12 protein-coding genes are annotated in these 17,988 nt (G+C 59.0%); 4 read left to right on the forward strand and 8 right to left on the reverse strand.

Annotated elements, in window-relative coordinates:
- Nucleotides 1-193 precede the first annotated feature (193 nt).
- The 4 genes from ACR3FB_RS12350 to ACR3FB_RS12365 all read left to right on the forward strand — a co-directional run bounded on the left by ACR3FB_RS12350 (nt 194) and on the right by ACR3FB_RS12365 (nt 7,693).
- On the forward strand, nt 194-517 hold the full coding sequence (locus ACR3FB_RS12350) for a hypothetical protein (RefSeq protein ID WP_170377748.1): 324 nt from the start codon (nt 194-196) through the stop codon (nt 515-517).
- 54 nt (nt 518-571) lie between these two features.
- A complete protein-coding gene (locus ACR3FB_RS12355) occupies nt 572-1,558 on the forward strand; it encodes a type I glyceraldehyde-3-phosphate dehydrogenase (protein ID WP_480563497.1) in 987 nt (328 codons plus the stop codon).
- Nucleotides 1,559-1,811: 253 nt separating this feature from the next.
- A complete protein-coding gene (locus ACR3FB_RS12360; RefSeq protein WP_480563493.1) occupies nt 1,812-3,617 on the forward strand; it encodes an autotransporter assembly complex protein TamA in 1,806 nt (601 codons plus the stop codon).
- Nucleotides 3,614-7,693 carry a translocation/assembly module TamB domain-containing protein gene (locus ACR3FB_RS12365; RefSeq protein WP_480563491.1) on the forward strand — a complete coding sequence of 1,360 codons (4,080 nt, stop codon included), beginning with the start codon at nt 3,614-3,616 and terminating at the stop codon, nt 7,691-7,693. The genes ACR3FB_RS12360 and ACR3FB_RS12365 overlap by 4 nt, the downstream gene beginning before the upstream one ends.
- 4 nt (nt 7,694-7,697) lie before the next feature.
- Here the strand turns inward: ACR3FB_RS12365 and ACR3FB_RS12370 are convergent, their stop codons facing one another.
- The 8 genes from ACR3FB_RS12370 to ACR3FB_RS12405 all read right to left on the reverse strand — a co-directional run bounded on the left by ACR3FB_RS12370 (nt 7,698) and on the right by ACR3FB_RS12405 (nt 17,950).
- Nucleotides 7,698-8,234 carry a thioesterase family protein gene (locus tag ACR3FB_RS12370; RefSeq protein ID WP_480565666.1) on the reverse strand — a complete coding sequence of 179 codons (537 nt, stop codon included), beginning with the start codon at nt 8,232-8,234 and terminating at the stop codon, nt 7,698-7,700.
- Nucleotides 8,231-9,016, reverse strand: coding sequence for a cyclase family protein (locus ACR3FB_RS12375; protein WP_480563485.1), 786 nt, complete (start codon nt 9,014-9,016; stop codon nt 8,231-8,233). The genes ACR3FB_RS12370 and ACR3FB_RS12375 overlap by 4 nt, the downstream gene beginning before the upstream one ends.
- Before the next feature lie 111 nt (nt 9,017-9,127).
- Nucleotides 9,128-11,914, reverse strand: coding sequence for a formate dehydrogenase subunit alpha (fdhF, locus tag ACR3FB_RS12380; RefSeq protein WP_480563483.1), 2,787 nt, complete (start codon nt 11,912-11,914; stop codon nt 9,128-9,130).
- Nucleotides 11,915-11,928: 14 nt separating this feature from the next.
- The gene (locus ACR3FB_RS12385) at nt 11,929-13,632 is read right to left on the reverse strand and encodes an NAD(P)H-dependent oxidoreductase subunit E (protein WP_480563481.1); all 1,704 of its coding nucleotides are present in this window, start codon (nt 13,630-13,632) and stop codon (nt 11,929-11,931) included.
- Between the two features lie 85 nt (nt 13,633-13,717).
- Complete coding sequence (locus tag ACR3FB_RS12390) at nt 13,718-14,599, reverse strand: LysR family transcriptional regulator (protein ID WP_425083901.1); 882 nt, start codon at nt 14,597-14,599, stop codon at nt 13,718-13,720.
- A gap of 536 nt (nt 14,600-15,135) precedes the next feature.
- A complete protein-coding gene (locus ACR3FB_RS12395) occupies nt 15,136-15,915 on the reverse strand; it encodes an IclR family transcriptional regulator (protein WP_480563478.1) in 780 nt (259 codons plus the stop codon).
- Nucleotides 15,916-15,926: 11 nt separating this feature from the next.
- Nucleotides 15,927-17,285 carry a TRAP transporter large permease gene (locus ACR3FB_RS12400; protein ID WP_170380872.1) on the reverse strand — a complete coding sequence of 453 codons (1,359 nt, stop codon included), beginning with the start codon at nt 17,283-17,285 and terminating at the stop codon, nt 15,927-15,929.
- Nucleotides 17,285-17,950, reverse strand: coding sequence for a TRAP transporter small permease (locus ACR3FB_RS12405; protein ID WP_170555588.1), 666 nt, complete (start codon nt 17,948-17,950; stop codon nt 17,285-17,287). The genes ACR3FB_RS12400 and ACR3FB_RS12405 overlap by 1 nt, the downstream gene beginning before the upstream one ends.
- Between the last annotated feature and the right edge of the window lie 38 nt (nt 17,951-17,988).

The following is a 17,988-nucleotide window of genomic DNA, read 5'->3' on the forward strand; positions in this document are numbered from 1 at the left end:
GAAATCAATTTGTCCTCAAGGATATACCCCAGCGCTGGCCGGGCCAAGCCCCGAGCGGTTGCACCTTCAGAAAATCCAAATTGAGCGCCTGAAACGCGTAAAGGTTCTGCGAATTTGACCCGAAAGGGTTCACAGCAGCGCCTAAATCTGGTGAAATCAGGGAAATTCTCATTTGAATGTAGGAGTTTGCATAATGACCCTGCGCTTGCCCCTTCTGGCCCTCGCCGCGGCTGCCACTTTGACCGTCGCGCCAAGCGCCCCTGCTATCGCCAAGGAAGAGACCAAGTCCGTCGTGGTCCTCAGCCGCACTTGGGCGGTGACCCAAGTCGCTGAAGAGCCAGTGATCTACCGCGCCACTCGGGACAACAACAACCTCAACCCGTTCGGCCCGCCACCGCGCCTGCGGACCCTGCAGGCCATTGCTGCAATTCAGCAGGCCACTGGCTGCAGACCCATCGTGGCCAGCATGTATCAGAACATCTCGGGCCAGTTTTTCTCGCAGGTTAGCTGCAACTGAAATTGGTACAATACTTTCATTGAGGTCGCCTGAGACGCCTGCCATAGCTTGCGCATGAAACTCGCGATCAATGGATTCGGCCGAATTGGCCGCACGATCCTGCGGCAGGTTCTGGCCATGCCGCAAGGATCGGATATCGAGCTGGTGCTGATCAACGACATCGCACCTCTGGCAACCTGCGCCTACCTGTTCAAATACGACAGCACCTTCGGCCCCTATGCCGGAGACGTCTCTGAGGGAAACAGCGCGCTGGTCGTGGATGGGCAGTCCATCCCCATGACCCACAGCTCTGATCTCGCAAATATCGACCTGTCCGGCGTCGATGTCCTGCTGGACTGCACGGGCATCGCGCGGACATCCGACGTGGCACGGCGTGGATTGGCCGCCGGGGCGGGCAAAGTGCTGATCTCTGGCCCCTCTCCCGCCGCCGAGGTGACCGTGGTCCTTGGCGCCAATGAGGATCAATTGGGCGGCGCTCATGTCGTCTCGAACGCGTCCTGCACAACCAACGGGCTGGCACCTCTGGTCCGGGTTCTGGATGACATCGGCGGGATCACCACGGGCCACATGACGACGATCCACTGCTATACTAACAGCCAACCGATGGTGGATGCACCACGCGGCGATCTTGCCCGCTCGCGCGCAGGCGCGCTTTCGATGGTCCCAACGACGTCAAGCGCGATCCACTTGATCGATGTCGTCCTGCCGCATTTGGCCGGGCGCATCTCAGGCGCGGCGGTACGGGTGCCAACGGCCAGTGTTTCGGCCATTGACCTGATCGTCACGCTGGACCGCAGCCTTGACGCAGAGTCCTTCGACAAAGCTCTGCGCGATCAGGTCAGCGCGTCGCCGGTTCTAGGATGGACCGACATGCCACTTGTCTCCTCTGATCTGCGCGCCCGGCCCGAGTCGCTGGTTATCGCCGGACCAGAGACCCGCATGGTCGGCGCGAACCAGGTCCGCGTCTTTGGCTGGTACGACAATGAATGGGGCTTCTCCGCGCGTATGCTGGACGTCGCCCGCCTGATGACCGCCGCCTGACCCGTCGCAACCGCAACGCGCCCCGCGCGCTGCCTGGCCCAACCGGGTTGGGTGCATCTACGATGCGACCAAACCGGGCGGGAGCCGCCCCAAGCCGTCGACCCAGACGCAACACAGCTGCGGGCGTTATTCGCAATCCAAACATCAAAAGCCTTTTCCTGAACGGCCTCAAATGCTCTAACATGAATTTAATCGACCGCGATCCGACAGCGCGGTCGAATAGTATTCGAGTTGAGGCAGTTGGAGCCATTTGATGCAGGGCAGCAGACCGCAACGCCGTCTGACGGGTTGGCTTTTGGCCGCAATGACAGCTTTGGCCCCAACCGGCCTGTTGGCCCTTGAAACCAATCTCGTCGCTCCGGGGGCCTCAAAAGAGTTAAGAGAACGCATTGAGGAGACTTCGTCCGTCACGACCGCCGACTCCCGTGGTCTGGACACCCCCTTGGAAATCCTCTCAGCCGCCCTGTCAGACTATCGCACCATTGTTCAGATTCTTTACGACGAGGGCTATTTCAGCCCCGTGGTCAGCATCAAACTCGACGGCAAAGAGGCCGCGGACCTCAGCACCCTGAGCGTTCCCGCGCAAATCAACCGCGCCGTGATCACCGTAGAAACTGGCCCAAGCTTCCGGTTCGGCAAAGCAATCGTACAGCCCGTGGCCCCGGACACAGTGCTGCCGGAAGAGTTCGCGCCGGGCAAACTTGCCACTACAGGGGCAATCCAACAGGCAACCTCGGCCGGGGTGCAGGGGTGGAGAGATGCCGGTCACGCAAAAGCCGAACTTGCGAACCAAACCATCATCGCCCGCCATGCACAGGCGCAGCTGGACGCACAGATTGATCTGGATCCGGGGCGTCGCCTGACTTTCGGCAGAATGTTCATCAAGGGCGACACTGACGTCAAACACCGCTCCATCGAAGATATCGCAGGCTTCCCAAGCGGCGAGGTCTACTCTCCCGCCAAAATCCAGAAAGTCGGCACGCGCCTGCGCCGGACCGGTACCTTCAGCGTAGTCTCGATCACAGAACGCGAGACCCCCAACCCCGATGGAACGCTGGATTTCGATGCCACCTTCGAAGACCTGCCCAAACGCCGCCTGACCTTTGGGGTCGAACTGGCCTCTCGCGATGGGTTGGATGTGACGGCCACATGGACTCACCGTAACGTTTTTCGCCGGGCCGAGCGGCTACGATTTGAAGCCGCCCTGCGCAACATTGGCGGGGCCGAGGATTTGGACGGGCGGATCGGTTTAAGACTGGACCAACCCGACCGACTAGGACCCGACGACAATACGTTCTGGAACGCTCTGTTGGAACGACGCAACACGGAAAACTACAACGTTACCGTGGCCTCATTGGCTTATGGTGCGCGGCGCACGTTTTCAGACAGGCTCTATGCCGAAGCGTCTGTCGGTTTTCAGTGGTCGGATGCCGATGACGCCTACGGAGATGGGCGAAAATTCCGATACTTCATAATCCCGTTTCGGTCAGAATGGGACGAGCGCGATAGCAAGATCAGCGCGACACGCGGGTTTTATCTGGACGCGCAGGCCACTCCCTTCGCAGGGTTCTCCGGAACCGAAAGTGGCATTCGCCTCTTCGGAGACGGACGGGCCTACACCAGTCTGGGTACTGGCGGAAAACTGGTCCTTGCCGGGCGTGTTCAAATTGGGTCTGTCATTGGCCCATCAGCAGATGGGGTAACGCCGGACTTCCTGTTCTTCTCGGGCGGTGCTGGAACCGTTCGCGGGCAGCCTTTCGAAAGCCTGGGTATTCCGGTGGGAACCGGCATCGCAGGCGGAAAATCGTTTCTCGGCTTTTCTGGTGAGGTACGCGGCAAAGTCACGGAAAGCCTGTCACTGGTCGGGTTCTATGACTACGGTACCGTGGATACATCGTCGTTCATTGGCAGCGATGCCGAAAATCACGCCGGTGCCGGTCTGGGTGTGCGTTATGATCTGGGGGGATTCGGACCCTTACGTTTTGATCTGGCCTACCCGGTTCAGGGCGACACCGGCGACGGGCTGCAATTCTATATCGGGATTGGACAGGCATTTTGAAACGCTACCTCGCATATCCGCTGCTGATCGGCACGCTGACCTGTGTGCCCCCGGTGCTGAACGCCCAAGAGGACGAAGGCGGCAGCATGATCGAGCGGTTCCTGCAGGATACGCTGTCGGGGGATGACCAAAACGTCACCGTCAAAGGCCTGCAAGGCGCGCTGAGCTCCCGCGCCACCATCGCCGAGATCACCGTCGCTGATGATGAAGGCGTCTGGCTGACCATCAAGGATGCCGAACTTGACTGGAACCGTCTGGCGCTGATCCGGGGGAGGTTCTCGGTCAACGCGTTGACCGCGCAGGAAATCGACATCGCTCGCGCGCCCGGCACCACAACCAAGGAGGCTCCCCCCCCTTCGGCCGAGACCACGCCGTTCCAACTGCCCGAACTGCCCGTTGCGATTGAAATCGGAGAGCTTCGGATTGATGAGCTGGCCTTGGGCGAGCCTTTGATCGGCGTTGCCGCTGACCTGAACGTCTCCGGTAACCTGTCGCTGGCCGATGGAACATTGGAGACCAGCCTCGACATCACCCGCCTTGACCGCGCCGGAGACGAAATCACCCTCAAAGCCGGCTTCCAGAACACCAGTAGCCAGATTGACCTGGACCTGAGCGTTGTCGAAGCCTCGGGCGGCCTCATCTCAACCGCGCTGAAAATCCCCGACAGCCCTCCCATTGGTTTGACGGCCAAAGGCTCTGGCCCAGTGACGGACTTCACCGCAGATATCAGCCTGAGCAGTGACAGCCAACCGCGCGTGACGGGTCAGGTGCGTCTGCGTGCCGCCGAAAGCGGTGCGGCGGATGGGATCGCGTTCACCGCCGATCTGGGCGGTGACCTGACGCCCTTTGTCGCCAGCGATATGGATGTGTTCTTTGGCACCGACACGCGACTGTTTGTCGATGGCCAGACCCAGCCGGAAGGCGCGCTGAACATCAGTGATCTGGAATTCACGTCTCAGGCGCTGAAACTGGAAGGCCAGTTGGAACTCGCCTCGGGCGGCACCTTGCAACTGGCCGCTCTGCAGGGTCGCATCACCCCACCTGAGGGCGACAAGGTGGTCCTGCCCGTCTCGGGCGGAAGGACGTCGATCGAGGCCGCTCAAATCTCGGCCCTGTTCGACCAGCAAAACGGCAATCTGTGGGACCTGAGCCTGACAGCCAATGGGTTGACCACAGACCAGATCAGCCTGCGGCGCGCGCAAATTGCGGCTCAGGGGAGCTTGGAACAGGGGGATGCCCTCAGCGTGGATGGTGACTTGCAAGCCGCACTTGACGGCTTAGATCTGTCCGACCCCGCCCTGAACACCGCGATAGGCGACAGAATCACGCTGGACGGCGTGTTCGAATATGGCAGCGACGAGACGCTGAACCTTTCCGGGTTTGAGTTGATCGGGGCGGACTACACACTTGATCTCGACGCGCTGATCAGCGGGCTAACCAGCGGCCTGGATATCGACGGGTCGGCGAGGCTCAACGCCTCCGACCTTTCGCGGTTCTCGGATCTGGCCAAGCTTGACCTCGGCGGCGAGGTCACGGCCACCGTCGAAGGCAGCGGCTCTCCGCTGGAGCGCAGTTTTGACGGGAAAGTCACCGTCAAAGGCCGCGATCTGTCCACTGGTCGAGACGACATCGATCCGGTGATTGCGGGCGAGACCACGATCACACTGGACGCAAAACGCGGCTCGGACGGCGTGACAATCCGGGACTTCACATTGATCGCAGACGCCGCCAGGGCACAGGCTGCAGGCACCGTGACGACACCGGATGGGAACCTGTCCATTGACGGGCAAGCCACGGTCAGCGCGCGGGACTTGTCGGTTTTCTCGGGCCTCGCCAAGCGTGATCTGGGTGGTTCGGTACAGGCTAGTCTGGACGGCAAAGGTACAGTCCAAACGCTGGAGTTTGACGGCACGGCCAGCGTGACGGCGCGGGATATCAAGACTGGTATGGATGACCTGGATCCGCTTCTGGCCGGGCAGACCTCAATCGAGTTCGATGGTGCACTGTCGCAAGAGCAGATCGAGATTCGTCAGGCCACGATCAACGGGCGCGCTCTGACGGCCGAGGCCACTGCGACGATCACAGATCCCACTGGCGATCTGGCCGTCGACGGACAAGCCAAAGCGAACGTGCCCGACCTGTCGCTGTTCTCGGGCCTTGCGGGTCGGGATCTGGCTGGGTCTGTGAAGGCCGATATGCAGGGCAAAGGCGCTATGGCCAGCAAGCTGTTCGATGTGCAGGGCACGGTCGAGGCCAATGACATCCGAACTGGGATCGACCAGTTGGACGCGCTGGTTTCGGGTCGCACGACTCTGAACGTGGATGCCGAAAACACTGATGCCGGTATGAACATCCGCACGTTCCGGCTAAACGGGACGGCGCTGACGGCAAATGCCTCGGGCCAGCTTGATCGTGAATCAGGCGGGCTGAACTTTTCGGCGATGCTGGATGACCTCAGCCGCCTTTCCACTACGTTGTCCGGCCCTTTGAAACTGGATGGCAATGTCGCGCCTACTCAGTCGGGGCTCGAAGGCACCGCGCGCCTGCAAGGGCCTGACAGCTCGTATGTAAACGTTGTCGGAACGGTTGAGACGGATGGCTCGGCAGATCTTGACTATGAGGCCAAGTTCAACCGGATCGAACGCTTTGTACCGGACTTCCCCGGCACAGTGACGGCCGAAGGTACCGCGAAACGCGACAATGGACTCTGGACGATTTCGTCAAACGCGACAGGGCCCGCGGATCTCAGCACCAAGCTGTCCGGCACGTTTGATGAGGGTACGGGTCTGGCAGATGTAACCGCCCAGGGCGGGATCAATCTAGGTATCGCCAATGCGTTCATCACGCCCAACAAGATCGAAGGCTCGGCCCGTTACAATCTGGCACTCAAGGGCCAACCCGGGCTGGAGGCACTGTCGGGTACAATCACAACCTCGGGCACGTCCTTTGCGATACCAACTGCAGGGCAAACTATCACAGGGATTGGCGGGTCGGTCGATCTGGCCCAAGGCCGCGCCACGATATCGATGAACGGGGCCATGCGCGCTGGCGGAGGGTTCACCGTCAGCGGACCCGTCGACCTGACCCCGCCGTTCAACGCTCAGATCACGACGACATTGAACAACCTCGTGCTGACCGACCAGCTGCTCTACGAGACCACGCTGAACGGTCAGATTGTGTTGGCGGGCGCTCTGACAGGCAATAGCAGCCTGGCGGGGCAGATCACATTTGGCGAAACCAACATCAACCTCGCCGCTGCATCGGGCGCCGTCGGCGCAGCTCCGATCCCCGAAATACAGCATATCAACGAAAGCCGTCTGGGCTATGTCACCCGCGAACGGGCGCAACTGATCGCCAAGGAAGAGCAAAGCAAAAGCAACTCGCGCATCGCGCTGGATATCAGTCTGCTGGCCCCCAAGGCCGTTTTTGTAAGAGGGCGCGGCGTGAATGCGGAACTGGGTGGGAATATCTCAATCGGTGGCACCACGACTTCCGTTGTCCCTTCGGGCCAGATCGAACTGCTGCGCGGTAATCTGGACATTCTGGGACGCAGGCTGACCCTGACCAAAGGGATTGTGACGCTGCAAGGCGACCTGACACCCTATATCGAGTTTGAATCCTCGAGCAGCACTTCTGACGGAACCGCCACGATCGAGATCGCCGGGCCTCTGGATTCGCCCGAAGTCAATGTTTTCTCAGACCCCGAACGCCCGACCGAAGAGGCGCTGGCCATGCTGTTGTTTGGCAACCGGTTCTCGGAACTCTCACCTTTTGTCATCGCACAGATGGCGGCCTCTCTGGCACAACTTAGCGGGGCCGGCGGCGATGCGACCAAGGGCCTGCGGGACTCGACCGGTGTTGACACGGTGGATATCGGTGCGACCGAAGGCGGCGCGGGCCGCTTTGGCGCAGGAGCATATCTTGGGGACAATCTGTACACGGACTTCACCGTCAACACAGACGGCGATACCGAGGTGAACCTGAACCTGGACGTCACGGACAGCTTCACTGTCCGGGGCACTGTTGACGGGCGCGGAGAAACCGGGATCGGGCTGTTTTTCGAGCGCGATTACTAGCAGACTACTTTCGGCGAATACCAATCGACTGGCCGATTTGTTGTGCCGCGGGAAGCGCCTTGTGATCGGCGACCATCCGCGCGAGCCGCCTGACCGCCCAATCCGGGTAAGGCGCAGACCGCCCCGTCGCGTGGCTGACATTTATGAACAGCACCTCTTGCGTGGCACACACCGTTTCATCCGGCATTGAAACCATCTGCCCGAAATAGTGCCCTCGTTTCTGATCTGCATCCAGCAGCCGAAACCGAAAGTGGATCGTCATGTCCGGAGTGACCTCACGCAGGAACTGCATATGCGACTGCAGCACATAAGGCCCCTGCCCCATCGCGGCGACCTGCGGCTCACCGAGACCCAGATGATCGACCAGCAAACGTTCAAAGGCCATGTCGAACGCAACGCCATAATAGCCGACGTTCATATGCCCGTTGTAGTCGATCCAGTCCGGCTGCAAAGCAAAGCTGTGGATTTCGATCGGTGCATCATACGGGCCATCATGGCCGCCAAGGGGTTGTGTATCTTGCGACATGTTGGTGATTTTCACTCCTCGGAGTCCTCAAAGATCGCGACAGCGCGAATGAACCCGGCTGACGCTCCTTTGATCTTGAAGGGAAAACAAGAAATCTCAAACCCCGTTGCGGGCAGTGTTTCGAGATTGGTTAGCTTCTCCATGTGGCAATAGCCGATCTCCATCGAGGCGCGGTGCCCCTCCCAGATGATCGAGGCATCTTTGGTTTCCGCATATTCCTGTGCGGTCAACGGGAAGGGCGCGTCCCAACTCCAGGCATCCGTGCCTGTGACGCGCACGCCGCGTTCTGTCAGATATAGGGTTGCTTCGCGCCCCATGCCGCAGCCCTTCATCAGATAGTCGGGCTGACCATATTGCGTCCCGGCAGAAGTGTTGACGACTACGATATCCAACGGTTTCAGCGTATGGCCGACCCGTTTCAGTTCAGCTTCGACATCCGCTGCTGTGACCACATAGCCATCCTCGAAATCGCGAAAATCCAGTTTAACGCCGGGATTCATGCACCACTCCAGCGGCACCTCATCGATGGTGATCGCCCGCTCGCCTTTGTTCATCGTCGAATGATGATGATAAGGCGCGTCCAGATGGGTCCCGTTATGGGTCGCGATTTGTAACCGTTCGATGGCCCAGCCCTCGCCGCCCGGCAGGTCATCCTTTTGCAGGCCGGGAAAGAAGGACATGACCTGCTCGGCCGTTTGATCGTGGGTCATGTACTCGATCTCAGGCAGCATGATCGGCGGGTCCGATACGATCCCAGTTTCCAGTGGAACAGATAAATCGACGAAACGGCGGGGCATCGGCAACTCCATCATGAATGACGGTGACAGGGTTGGCCGCGTGTAAGCCGCTGTCAAGACGCGAAAAAGGCGACCCAATGGGCCGCCTTTTCCGAGTGTCTGGAGTGGAGTTTACTCCGCCGCGATGGCGTCTTCGATCTTTTCGACGCGGATCGCCGAGAACTTGAACTCAGGGATTTTGCCATAGGGGTCGATGGCCGAGTTGGTCAGGATGTTCGCCGCTGCCTCGACATAGGCAAACGGGATGAACACCATATCTTCGGCAATCGCACGGTCGGCACGAACCATGATCTCGATCGAGCCACGACGCGTAGTCAGGCAGATCATCTCGCCCGGTTCAATCCCCATCAGCTTGAGGGTCCGCGGGTTCATTGAGCAGTTTGCCTCTGGCTCAACCGCGTCCAATACCTTGGCGCGACGAGTCATCGAACCAGTGTGCCAATGCTCCAGCTGACGACCGGTGGTGGCGATCATCGGGTATTCGTCATCCGGGGCCTCATCCGGCGGGATGACGCTGGCCGGAGTAAAGCGGGCCTTGCCGTCCGCACGTGGGAAGCCGTCACCGAACACGATCGCCTGACCCGGGTCTGTCTCGGACAGGGACGGATAGGTGATGGTCTCGGTTTCCAGACGCTCCCACGTGATGTTGTTGAGCGAATTCATCGTCAACTTCATCTCGTTGAACACCTGCGACACATCGGTGTAGTCCCAGTTCAGCCCAATGCGCTGCCCAAGCTCAACGGTGATCTTCCAATCCTCACGCGCCTCACCCGGAGGGGTCACGGCCGGACGTACACGCTGGACCTGACGGTTGGTGTTCGACACGGTGCCATTCTTCTCATAAAGCGCCGAGGCAGGCAGGATGATATCGGCATAGTTCGCGGTCTCGGTCAGGAAGATATCCTGCACGATCATCAGCTCCAGCTTGGCCAGAGCGTCGCGCGCGTGGCCAACATCGGGGTCGGACATTGCCGGGTTTTCACCCTGGATATACATCCCCTTGATGTTGCCTGCATATGCCTGATCAATGATCTCGGTGACGGTCAGGCCCTTCTCGTTCGAGAAGTCACGGTCGTCATTCCACACAGTGTTGAACTTTGCCCGGATGTCATCATCCATGACCGACTGATAGTCCGGCAGGAACATCGGGATCAGACCGGCGTCCGAGGCCCCCTGTACGTTGTTCTGACCCCGCAGCGGGTGCAGACCCGCGCCGGGTTTGCCCACATTGCCGGTCATCAACGCCAGCGAGATTAGGCAGCGAGAGTTGTCGGTGCCGTGGATGTGCTGGCTGACGCCCATACCCCAGAAGATCAGACCGGCCTTGGCCTGTGCAAAAGTGCGCGCGACGCGGCGCAGCTGCTCGGGTTCGATGCCACAGATGGGCGACATTGCCTCGGGCGTGAACTGGCGCAGATGCTCTTTCTCGGCTTCCCAATTCTCGGTCCATCGGTGGATGTACTGGCTGTCATAGAGCTCCTCTTCGACGATCACGTTCATGATCGCATTGAGCATCGAGACGTCAGCACCCGGACGGAACTGCAGCATTTCGTCAGCAAACTTGCGCATCCCGACGCCGCGCGGATCCATCACGATCAGCTTGCCGCCGCGTTTGGCGAACTGCTTGAAATAGGTCGCCGCGACGGGGTGGTTCTCGATCGGATTCGAGCCGATGATGATCGCCACGTCCGCGTTTTCGATCTCGTTGAAGGTCGCGGTCACAGCGCCCGAGCCCACGTTCTCGATCAGGGCCGCAACGGACGAGGCGTGGCACAGACGGGTGCAGTGGTCGACGTTGTTGTGGCGGAACCCCTGTCGGATGAACTTCTGGAACAGATAGGCTTCTTCGTTGGTGCATTTGGCCGAGCCAAAGCCCGCAACGCTGCGCGGGTCTTCTTCGCGCAGGGCCATCAGCTTGGTGGCGGCCAGGTCCATCGCCTCTTCCCAGGTCGCTTCGCGGAAATGGGTCGACAGGTTGCCCGGATCGACGTTCAGACCCTTTTCAGGCGCGTCCTCACGCCGGATCAGCGGCGTGGTCAGGCGGTGCGGGTGGTGGATATAGTCGAAACCAAAACGGCCTTTGACACACAAACGGCCTTCGTTGGCGGGGCCGTTGATGCCCTCGACATATTTGACCTTACCGTCCTTGACCTTCAGCGAGACCTTACAGCCCACACCGCAGAACGGGCAAACGCTTTCGGTCTCAGAGTCGTAATCCTTGCTGTCACCCTTCTGCTGGTCGTCCAGCACGGTGGCGGGCATCAGCGCGCCGGTGGGGCAGGCCTGAACGCACTCACCACAAGCGACACAAGTTGAATCGCCCATCGGGTCGTTCTGGTCGAACACAACCTGCGCAGTATGGCCACGACCGGCCATGCCGATCACATCATTCACCTGCACTTCACGGCAGGCACGGACGCAGAGGTTACAGTTAATGCAGGCGTCCAGGTTGACGCGCATCGCGACGTGGCTGTCATCCAGCAGCGGGATCTTTTCCGCCTCTTTCGCCGGGAAACGGCTGTCGCTGACATCGTTCAGCTTTGCCATGTCCCAGAAGTGGCTGGAGGTGTCATGGGCCTCTTCCGGCTGATCGGCAACCAGCAGTTCCATGACCATGGCGCGCGATTTCTCGGCCCGGTCGCTGTCAGTCTTCACGACCATCCCGTCCGCCGCAGGACGGATACACGAGGCGACCAACGTGCGCTCGCCTTCAACCTCAACCATACAGGCGCGGCAGTTGCCGTCCGGGCGATAACCCGGCTGCGGCTTGTGGCACAGGTGCGGGATGGTGAACCCCTGGCCCTTGGCGGCTTCCCAGATGGTCCAGCCCTCGGGCACGGTGACATCTTCGCCATTCAGGTTGAAGGTGACGGTCTTGGTTGGGCTTGCGTCTAGCATGGCTCTGTCTCCCTTCAGATTTCGTCAGCGAAGTGTTTCATGACAAGGCGGATCGGGTTCGGAGCTGCCTGCCCCAGACCACAGATCGAGGCATCGCCCATGACCTGACACAGATCTTCCAGCAGATCGGTGTCCCACTTGTCGGCCTGCATCAGTTTCACGGCCTTTTCACAGCCGGCACGGCAGGGCGTACATTGACCACAGCTTTCGTCTTCGAAGAAGCGCAGCATGTTCAGCGCCGCGTCGCGGGCGGTGTCCTGATCGGACAGAACCACCACGGCCGCCGAGCCGATAAAGGTGCCATGCGGTTGCAGCGTGTCGAAATCCAGCGGGATATCATCCATCGACGCGGGCAGCAGGCCCGAGGACGGACCACCCGGCTGATACGCCTTGAAGGTCTGACCTTCGGCCATACCACCAGCAGCCTCGATCACGTCCAAAATGGTCGAACCGGCAGGCAGCAGGTACACGCCCGGCTTCGCCACACGACCCGAGATCGAGTAGCTGCGCAGTCCCTTGCGGCCATTCTTTTCAACCGAACTCAGGATCTGCGGCCCTTCGCGGCAGATTTTCGAGACCCAATACAGCGTCTCAACGTTGTGAACCAAAGTCGGGCGGTTGAACACGCCAACCTGCGCCACGAACGGAGGGCGATGGCGCGGCAGGCCCTTTTTGCCTTCGATCGACTCGATCATCGCGGATTCTTCACCGCAGATATAGGCACCAGCACCCCGGCGCAGGTCGATGTAGCCTTCTTCGACAATCCCTGCCTGTTCAAGCGCGGCGATTTCACGGCGCAGGATTTCCAGCACGGCCGGGTATTCGTCACGCATGTAGATAAAGCAGGTCTCGGCCTCGACCGCCCATGCGGCGATCAGCATGCCTTCGAGGAAGACATGCGGCGTGCGCTCAAGATAGTAGCGGTCTTTGAATGTGCCAGGCTCGCCCTCATCGCCGTTCACGGCCAGATAGCGCGGACCTTCGTTCATGCGAACAAAGCCCCATTTCTTGCCCGACGGGAAGCCAGCACCGCCCAGACCGCGCAGGCCCGAGGACAGGACGTCTTCCTGCACCTTCTCCCAATCGCCGCTCTCGCGCATCTCTTTCAGCTTGGCGTAACCGCCTTCGGCCTCATAGGTCGCGAAGGTTTCGTAGTCAGGCAGATGTGCATGGGTGTCATCGGCAGCAATTGCAGCCTGTACCTTTTCGGGGGTCGCATGGTCAATGTGGTTGTGACCGATCTCAAGCACCGGAGCGGTGTCACAGCGGCCCATGCAAGGGGCGCGGACAACACGAACCTCGGACGGGTCCAGACCGTCCTCAAGCGCTTTCTGCAGCTGCTGGGCACCGGCCATTTCGCAGGACAGGGAGTCACAGACGCGGATCGTCAACGCCGGAGGAGGCGTCTCACCCTCTTTCACCACGTCGAAATGGGCGTAGAAGGTCGCGGTCTCATAGATCTCGGCCTGACCGATGCGCATTTCAACCGCCAAGGCGGCGATGTGGTCGGCGCTGATATGGCCGTGTGCGTCCTGAATCAAATGCAGAAATTCGATCAGCAAATCGCGGCGACGGGGGCGATCCCCCAACAGGCGCGCAATCTCCGCCTGTGCCTCATCCGTGAACTGACGGCCTTTGGGCGTGTGCCGCCCTTTGCCTTTACCTGACTTCCAAACGCCCTTGGGTGCGCCTGATGGCTTGGTATCTAATGGTGCCATGATGCCCTCCGATTGAGGCTCCGTGTCTCATCAGAGGAGGATATCGTCAAATCGTCTTATGCAATCGCACGATAACGACACCTTATCACCGCAAAGACGTCACAACCGCCCTCAGGGCTTCGACTGTTGGCAATTCCGGATCTCGGATCAGGGTCGCGAGGCAAATCGGTTTGCTGACCACGGGGTCAATCAAGGGCAGCACTTTGGTCCCCTTCAGATCACCCAGAGATCGCAGCAGAACACGCGGAACCACAGTGGCCGCCAACCCCTCGCGCGCCATCACCATCGAAGCGGTAAAGCCACTGGTTTCGGCCACCACATCCGGGTGCAGCCCCTGATCCAGAAAGATCCGATCTAGAATCCGTCGGTTCTGCATCTGCGGCACAAGCAGGCTGAGGGGGAAATCTGCGACCTTGGCCCAAGGGATCGGTCCGGTATCCTCGACCATATGCGCGGGGGCCAGGAGGACATAGGTTTCCTCATAAAGAGGCTGCACCTGACGCAAATCGGTGCCGATACTGTCGCCGTAAGTCACGCCCGCATCCAGGCTGCCTTCGTCCAACCGATGCTGAATGGCCGAGGCCGACATGGTCTCGATCCGGGTCACGATCCGCGGATGCGCCTTACGCAAATGTTTCGTCAGTCGTCCGGTAAAGGCGATGGCGGTCGGGATCACACCCAGCATCAAAGTGCCGGTGATTTCGCCCTTTGCAGCCTGCACCTGCTGTTCCAGCGCCTTGGCATCATCCAGAATGCGTCGCGCCCTCAGGACGATCATCTCACCCTCTTCGGTCAGGCCCTGAAACCGATTGGCGCGCCGGACAATCGAGACACCCAAACGGTCCTCAAGATTGCGAATGCGCATCGAGAAGGCAGGCTGGGAAATCCCGCACTCCTCAGCCGCTTTGGCAAAATGCCGATGCCGCGCAAGGGCGCTGAGGAGTTGGAGGTCGCGGATTTCGATCATGGAGGGGTTTCTCGGACGTCAAGCTACGAATAATACTAGCGGGGTTTTCAATGCGCTGAAACGCGTAATCCGACGAGAATCTCAGCGTAGCGCTGGGATTCAAGGCAAAGTACTAGCAAGCAAACTCCCCGAGATGGTATATGAATGTCAGAGAAACGAACTTTGCCGACCTTGCCACTTTGTACTTGAACGACCGATTTCGGGTTTCAAACCAACTCTTCGTGTCGGCCGTGCCAAGTAAATGGGGACCTGACCCGAGCTGTGAAAGCTTGTAATCTACATTCGCTAGCGGGCGTTCAGCAACGCCGAGACATCTGCTTCCGATGAAACCAATGCTTCCCGAGATCGCAAGATCATTAAGGAGAGCATCAAAAGCACTCGTAGTTTCTGCTAGCGATAACCCCGCCCTTTGTGCGATCAGAATGACCGTGACGCGGTGAATGATACTGCACATATGGCTGATTTCTTGAGCCTGCTTGAAAAGATCATTTCTAGTCTAATTTGACGAGAGCTTTGACCATGGTCACGAGCAGAGATCAGTTAGCTAACATTTCCGATAGCTCACTTGCTCCTTTTTTCAGGATGTTCAGAAAGGACAGCAGGCTGTTGACGTCGTGACGTTGTGTTGGAGCATGCACTGAAAGTGTGCCTACCAATCTGCCTTGTCCATCACGAATGGGCACAGCGATGGCCGTCATTCCGGCCATGAATTCCTCATCATCTGTCGCGTAAGCGTTCTCGGCGATTCCCCGGATTTCCTCGCGTAGTGCATTAGGGTTCGTTAGAGTTTGTTTGGTCTGCGGTTGTAAATTGCCTGCAGATAGGAACCCATCCAACGTCTTCTGACGTAGAGTAGACAGGTACATCTTGCCGCTAGCTGTGCAATGGAAGGGAACCTGTGTACCGATTGGCAATTGGATGCGTAGCGGCCATTTCGTTTCAACCCGGTCAAGGTAGATCATGCCCTCCCGGTCTGGGATGGCCAAGTTGCACGTCTCACCAACCTTTTCAGCGACGCTGCGCAAGATTGCCAAACGCGCCGTGCGCAGGTGTTCGGAAGACATTGTATTGACCGAAAGCGACCTCAGCCGGTGCCCAGGACCAAATGAGCGGCCATCCAGATCTCGTTGTAGGAAACCTTCGGCCTCAGCGGTTTGCAGCAGACGGTGGATTGTGGGCTTGGCCAGTCCCAATGTCTCGATTAGGTCCGATGGTTTGACGGCGACTCCGCGCCGCGCCACCTCCTCAAGGATGAGAAGAAGGCGCAGGTTGGTCGGGATCTGAGTTTCTTTTTCTTGTGTTTCCGTCTCGGCCATCCCGCAACATTCTAGTTATTTGGCAGCAGGATCAAGGCCAGATCGGGCACAAGCGACACCAATATCCATACGGACAGCAAAGCCACCAGATAAGGCACCGTGTATCGCAAGAGACGGAAGTAGGGTACACCCGTCACGCCTGATGCCACATAGAGGTTCAAACCGTAGGGCGGAGTGATAAAGCCGATAGACGCGCCCACCAGGAAGATCACCGAGAAATGGATCGGATCTATCCCAACCGAGGCCGCGATCGGCGCGAGGATTGGCGCAAGGATGATCGTCACCGGCAAGCTTTCCAGCACCATACCGGAAAAGAAGACGATCACCATCGAGGTAAATAGAACCGCGTGGTAGCCGCCCATTGAGGTTACAAAGTTCCCAATGGTTTCTTGCGCCCCCAGCAGCGACAGGATTTGCTGCATCACCACTGAAATTGCGATAAGCGGGGCGAGGATACCTGTGATCTGGGCTGACCGGATCACAATTGAGGGGATCTCGGGGATCGTAAAGCCTTCGACCACGAACATCTCGGCGTAGCTTTTTTCGGTCGGCGGAATATCGTTCCGTGCGCCCATGATCCGGTTGATCGGATAGCTGACCAACCCGGCGATCACACAGAAACCAACGGTCACACCCGCCGCTTCGGTGGGTGAGAACTTACCTGTGTAGATGCCCCACAGAACCAGCCCGATGGCGAAGAAACCCAACCATGCGCCGAACGCGGTTTTCAGCACCCGGTTCAGTTGCAGCGGGATCAAGTGGCCCCAGCCGTTCATTCGGCAGATGATCCAGCAGGCAAACTGCATACCAAAAACCATCAACGCACCGGGCAGAATACCCGCGACGAACAGCTCCGAAATCGGTAGGTTCATCAGGAACCCATAGACAATGAAAATAATCGACGGCGGAATGATGATCCCCACGGTGCCGCCCGCAGCCGCAGTGGCCGCACTGAACCGTTCGTCATAGCCGCCTTTGACCATCTCCGGGTGCAACATGGAACCAATGGTGGCGGTCGTGGCCGAGTTCGAGCCCGAGATCGCGGCGAACAACCCGCATGCCCCCAGAGAGGCCATCGCCAGCCCGCCGCGTATCCAACCCAGACAGGCATAGGCGAAATCGCTGAGCCGCCGCGCGATGCCGGATTTGTTGATCAAGTCTCCTGTCAGAATGAACAGCGGCATCGCCAGCAAGGCGAAACCTTTGTTGAAGACGTTCAGCAACTCCGCGCCCATATTGTCAAGCGTCAAGCCAAGGACAAACGAACAACCAATAACCCAGTAGCCGATGACCAGCAGAACCGGTACGCCTAGCATGAATAGAAAAGTGACCCCAAGCGAGATCAGTGTGACCATGGTTCCATCTGTCATTAGTCTGCTCCGATCACGGCCTGCTTGATGAGCGGCTCGCCTGTTTTCCAATTGTGCAGATCATCCGCGAGGTTTTGAAACACGCGCCCGACCATCAAGAAGAAAGACAGAGGAGCAGCCAGAAGAAACCACCACTGCATGACGTTGTCGGTACCCAATACGATCTGGAAATTTGACGCAGACAGCGCGACCAGTCGGGTTGTGGTGACAATGACGATCACCGCGAAAATAAACCACAGAACCGCATCAAGGATCAGGCAAGTGAGTTGCCCTGCCCTTGGCATCGCGGTGCGGAACTCGCTGAAACTCAGATGCGTGCGAAGGCGCACGTTGTAAGACGCCCCGAACCACGCCATGACCATAAATAGCAGAGGTGGAATGGTCGTTGACCACGGCTCTTGATCATTAAACACGAAGCGGTCGATCACGCCCCAGAAGATGATCAGTGCAATGGCAAGATAGGAATAAACCATCACCGATCGTTCCAGATGGCGTTCTATGAAGGGCACCTTTCGATAGATCAGCATGACCAGAAGCCCGCCAAGTGCGGAGGCAACTGCACCCAGAACCCAAGCAGCGTCAGATTCCAGAGCCGATTGAATCTCAAACGAATCCTGGCTGAGAAAGGCGCTGAAGATCGCGCCTATGTCTGCCCATAACGACATGTACCCCGTCCTCCCAGTCGGTGTGTCTTTTGGAACCG

The sequence above is a fragment of the Ruegeria sp. AO1 genome, from assembly GCF_056535985.1.

Coding starts and splice junctions, on each gene's coding strand:
- ACR3FB_RS12350 (WP_170377748.1), top strand. CDS start 194: ATGACCCTGCGCTTGCCCCTTCTGGCCCTCGCCGCGGCTGCCACTTTG.
- ACR3FB_RS12355 (WP_480563497.1), top strand. CDS start 572: ATGAAACTCGCGATCAATGGATTCGGCCGAATTGGCCGCACGATCCTG.
- ACR3FB_RS12360 (WP_480563493.1), top strand. CDS start 1,812: ATGCAGGGCAGCAGACCGCAACGCCGTCTGACGGGTTGGCTTTTGGCC.
- ACR3FB_RS12375 (WP_480563485.1), bottom strand. CDS start 9,016: ATGCCCCGCCGTTTCGTCGATTTATCTGTTCCACTGGAAACTGGGATC.
- fdhF (WP_480563483.1), bottom strand. CDS start 11,914: ATGCTAGACGCAAGCCCAACCAAGACCGTCACCTTCAACCTGAATGGC.
- ACR3FB_RS12385 (WP_480563481.1), bottom strand. CDS start 13,632: ATGGCACCATTAGATACCAAGCCATCAGGCGCACCCAAGGGCGTTTGG.
- ACR3FB_RS12390 (WP_425083901.1), bottom strand. CDS start 14,599: ATGATCGAAATCCGCGACCTCCAACTCCTCAGCGCCCTTGCGCGGCAT.
- ACR3FB_RS12395 (WP_480563478.1), bottom strand. CDS start 15,915: ATGGCCGAGACGGAAACACAAGAAAAAGAAACTCAGATCCCGACCAAC.
- ACR3FB_RS12400 (WP_170380872.1), bottom strand. CDS start 17,285: ATGACAGATGGAACCATGGTCACACTGATCTCGCTTGGGGTCACTTTT.
- ACR3FB_RS12405 (WP_170555588.1), bottom strand. CDS start 17,950: ATGTCGTTATGGGCAGACATAGGCGCGATCTTCAGCGCCTTTCTCAGC.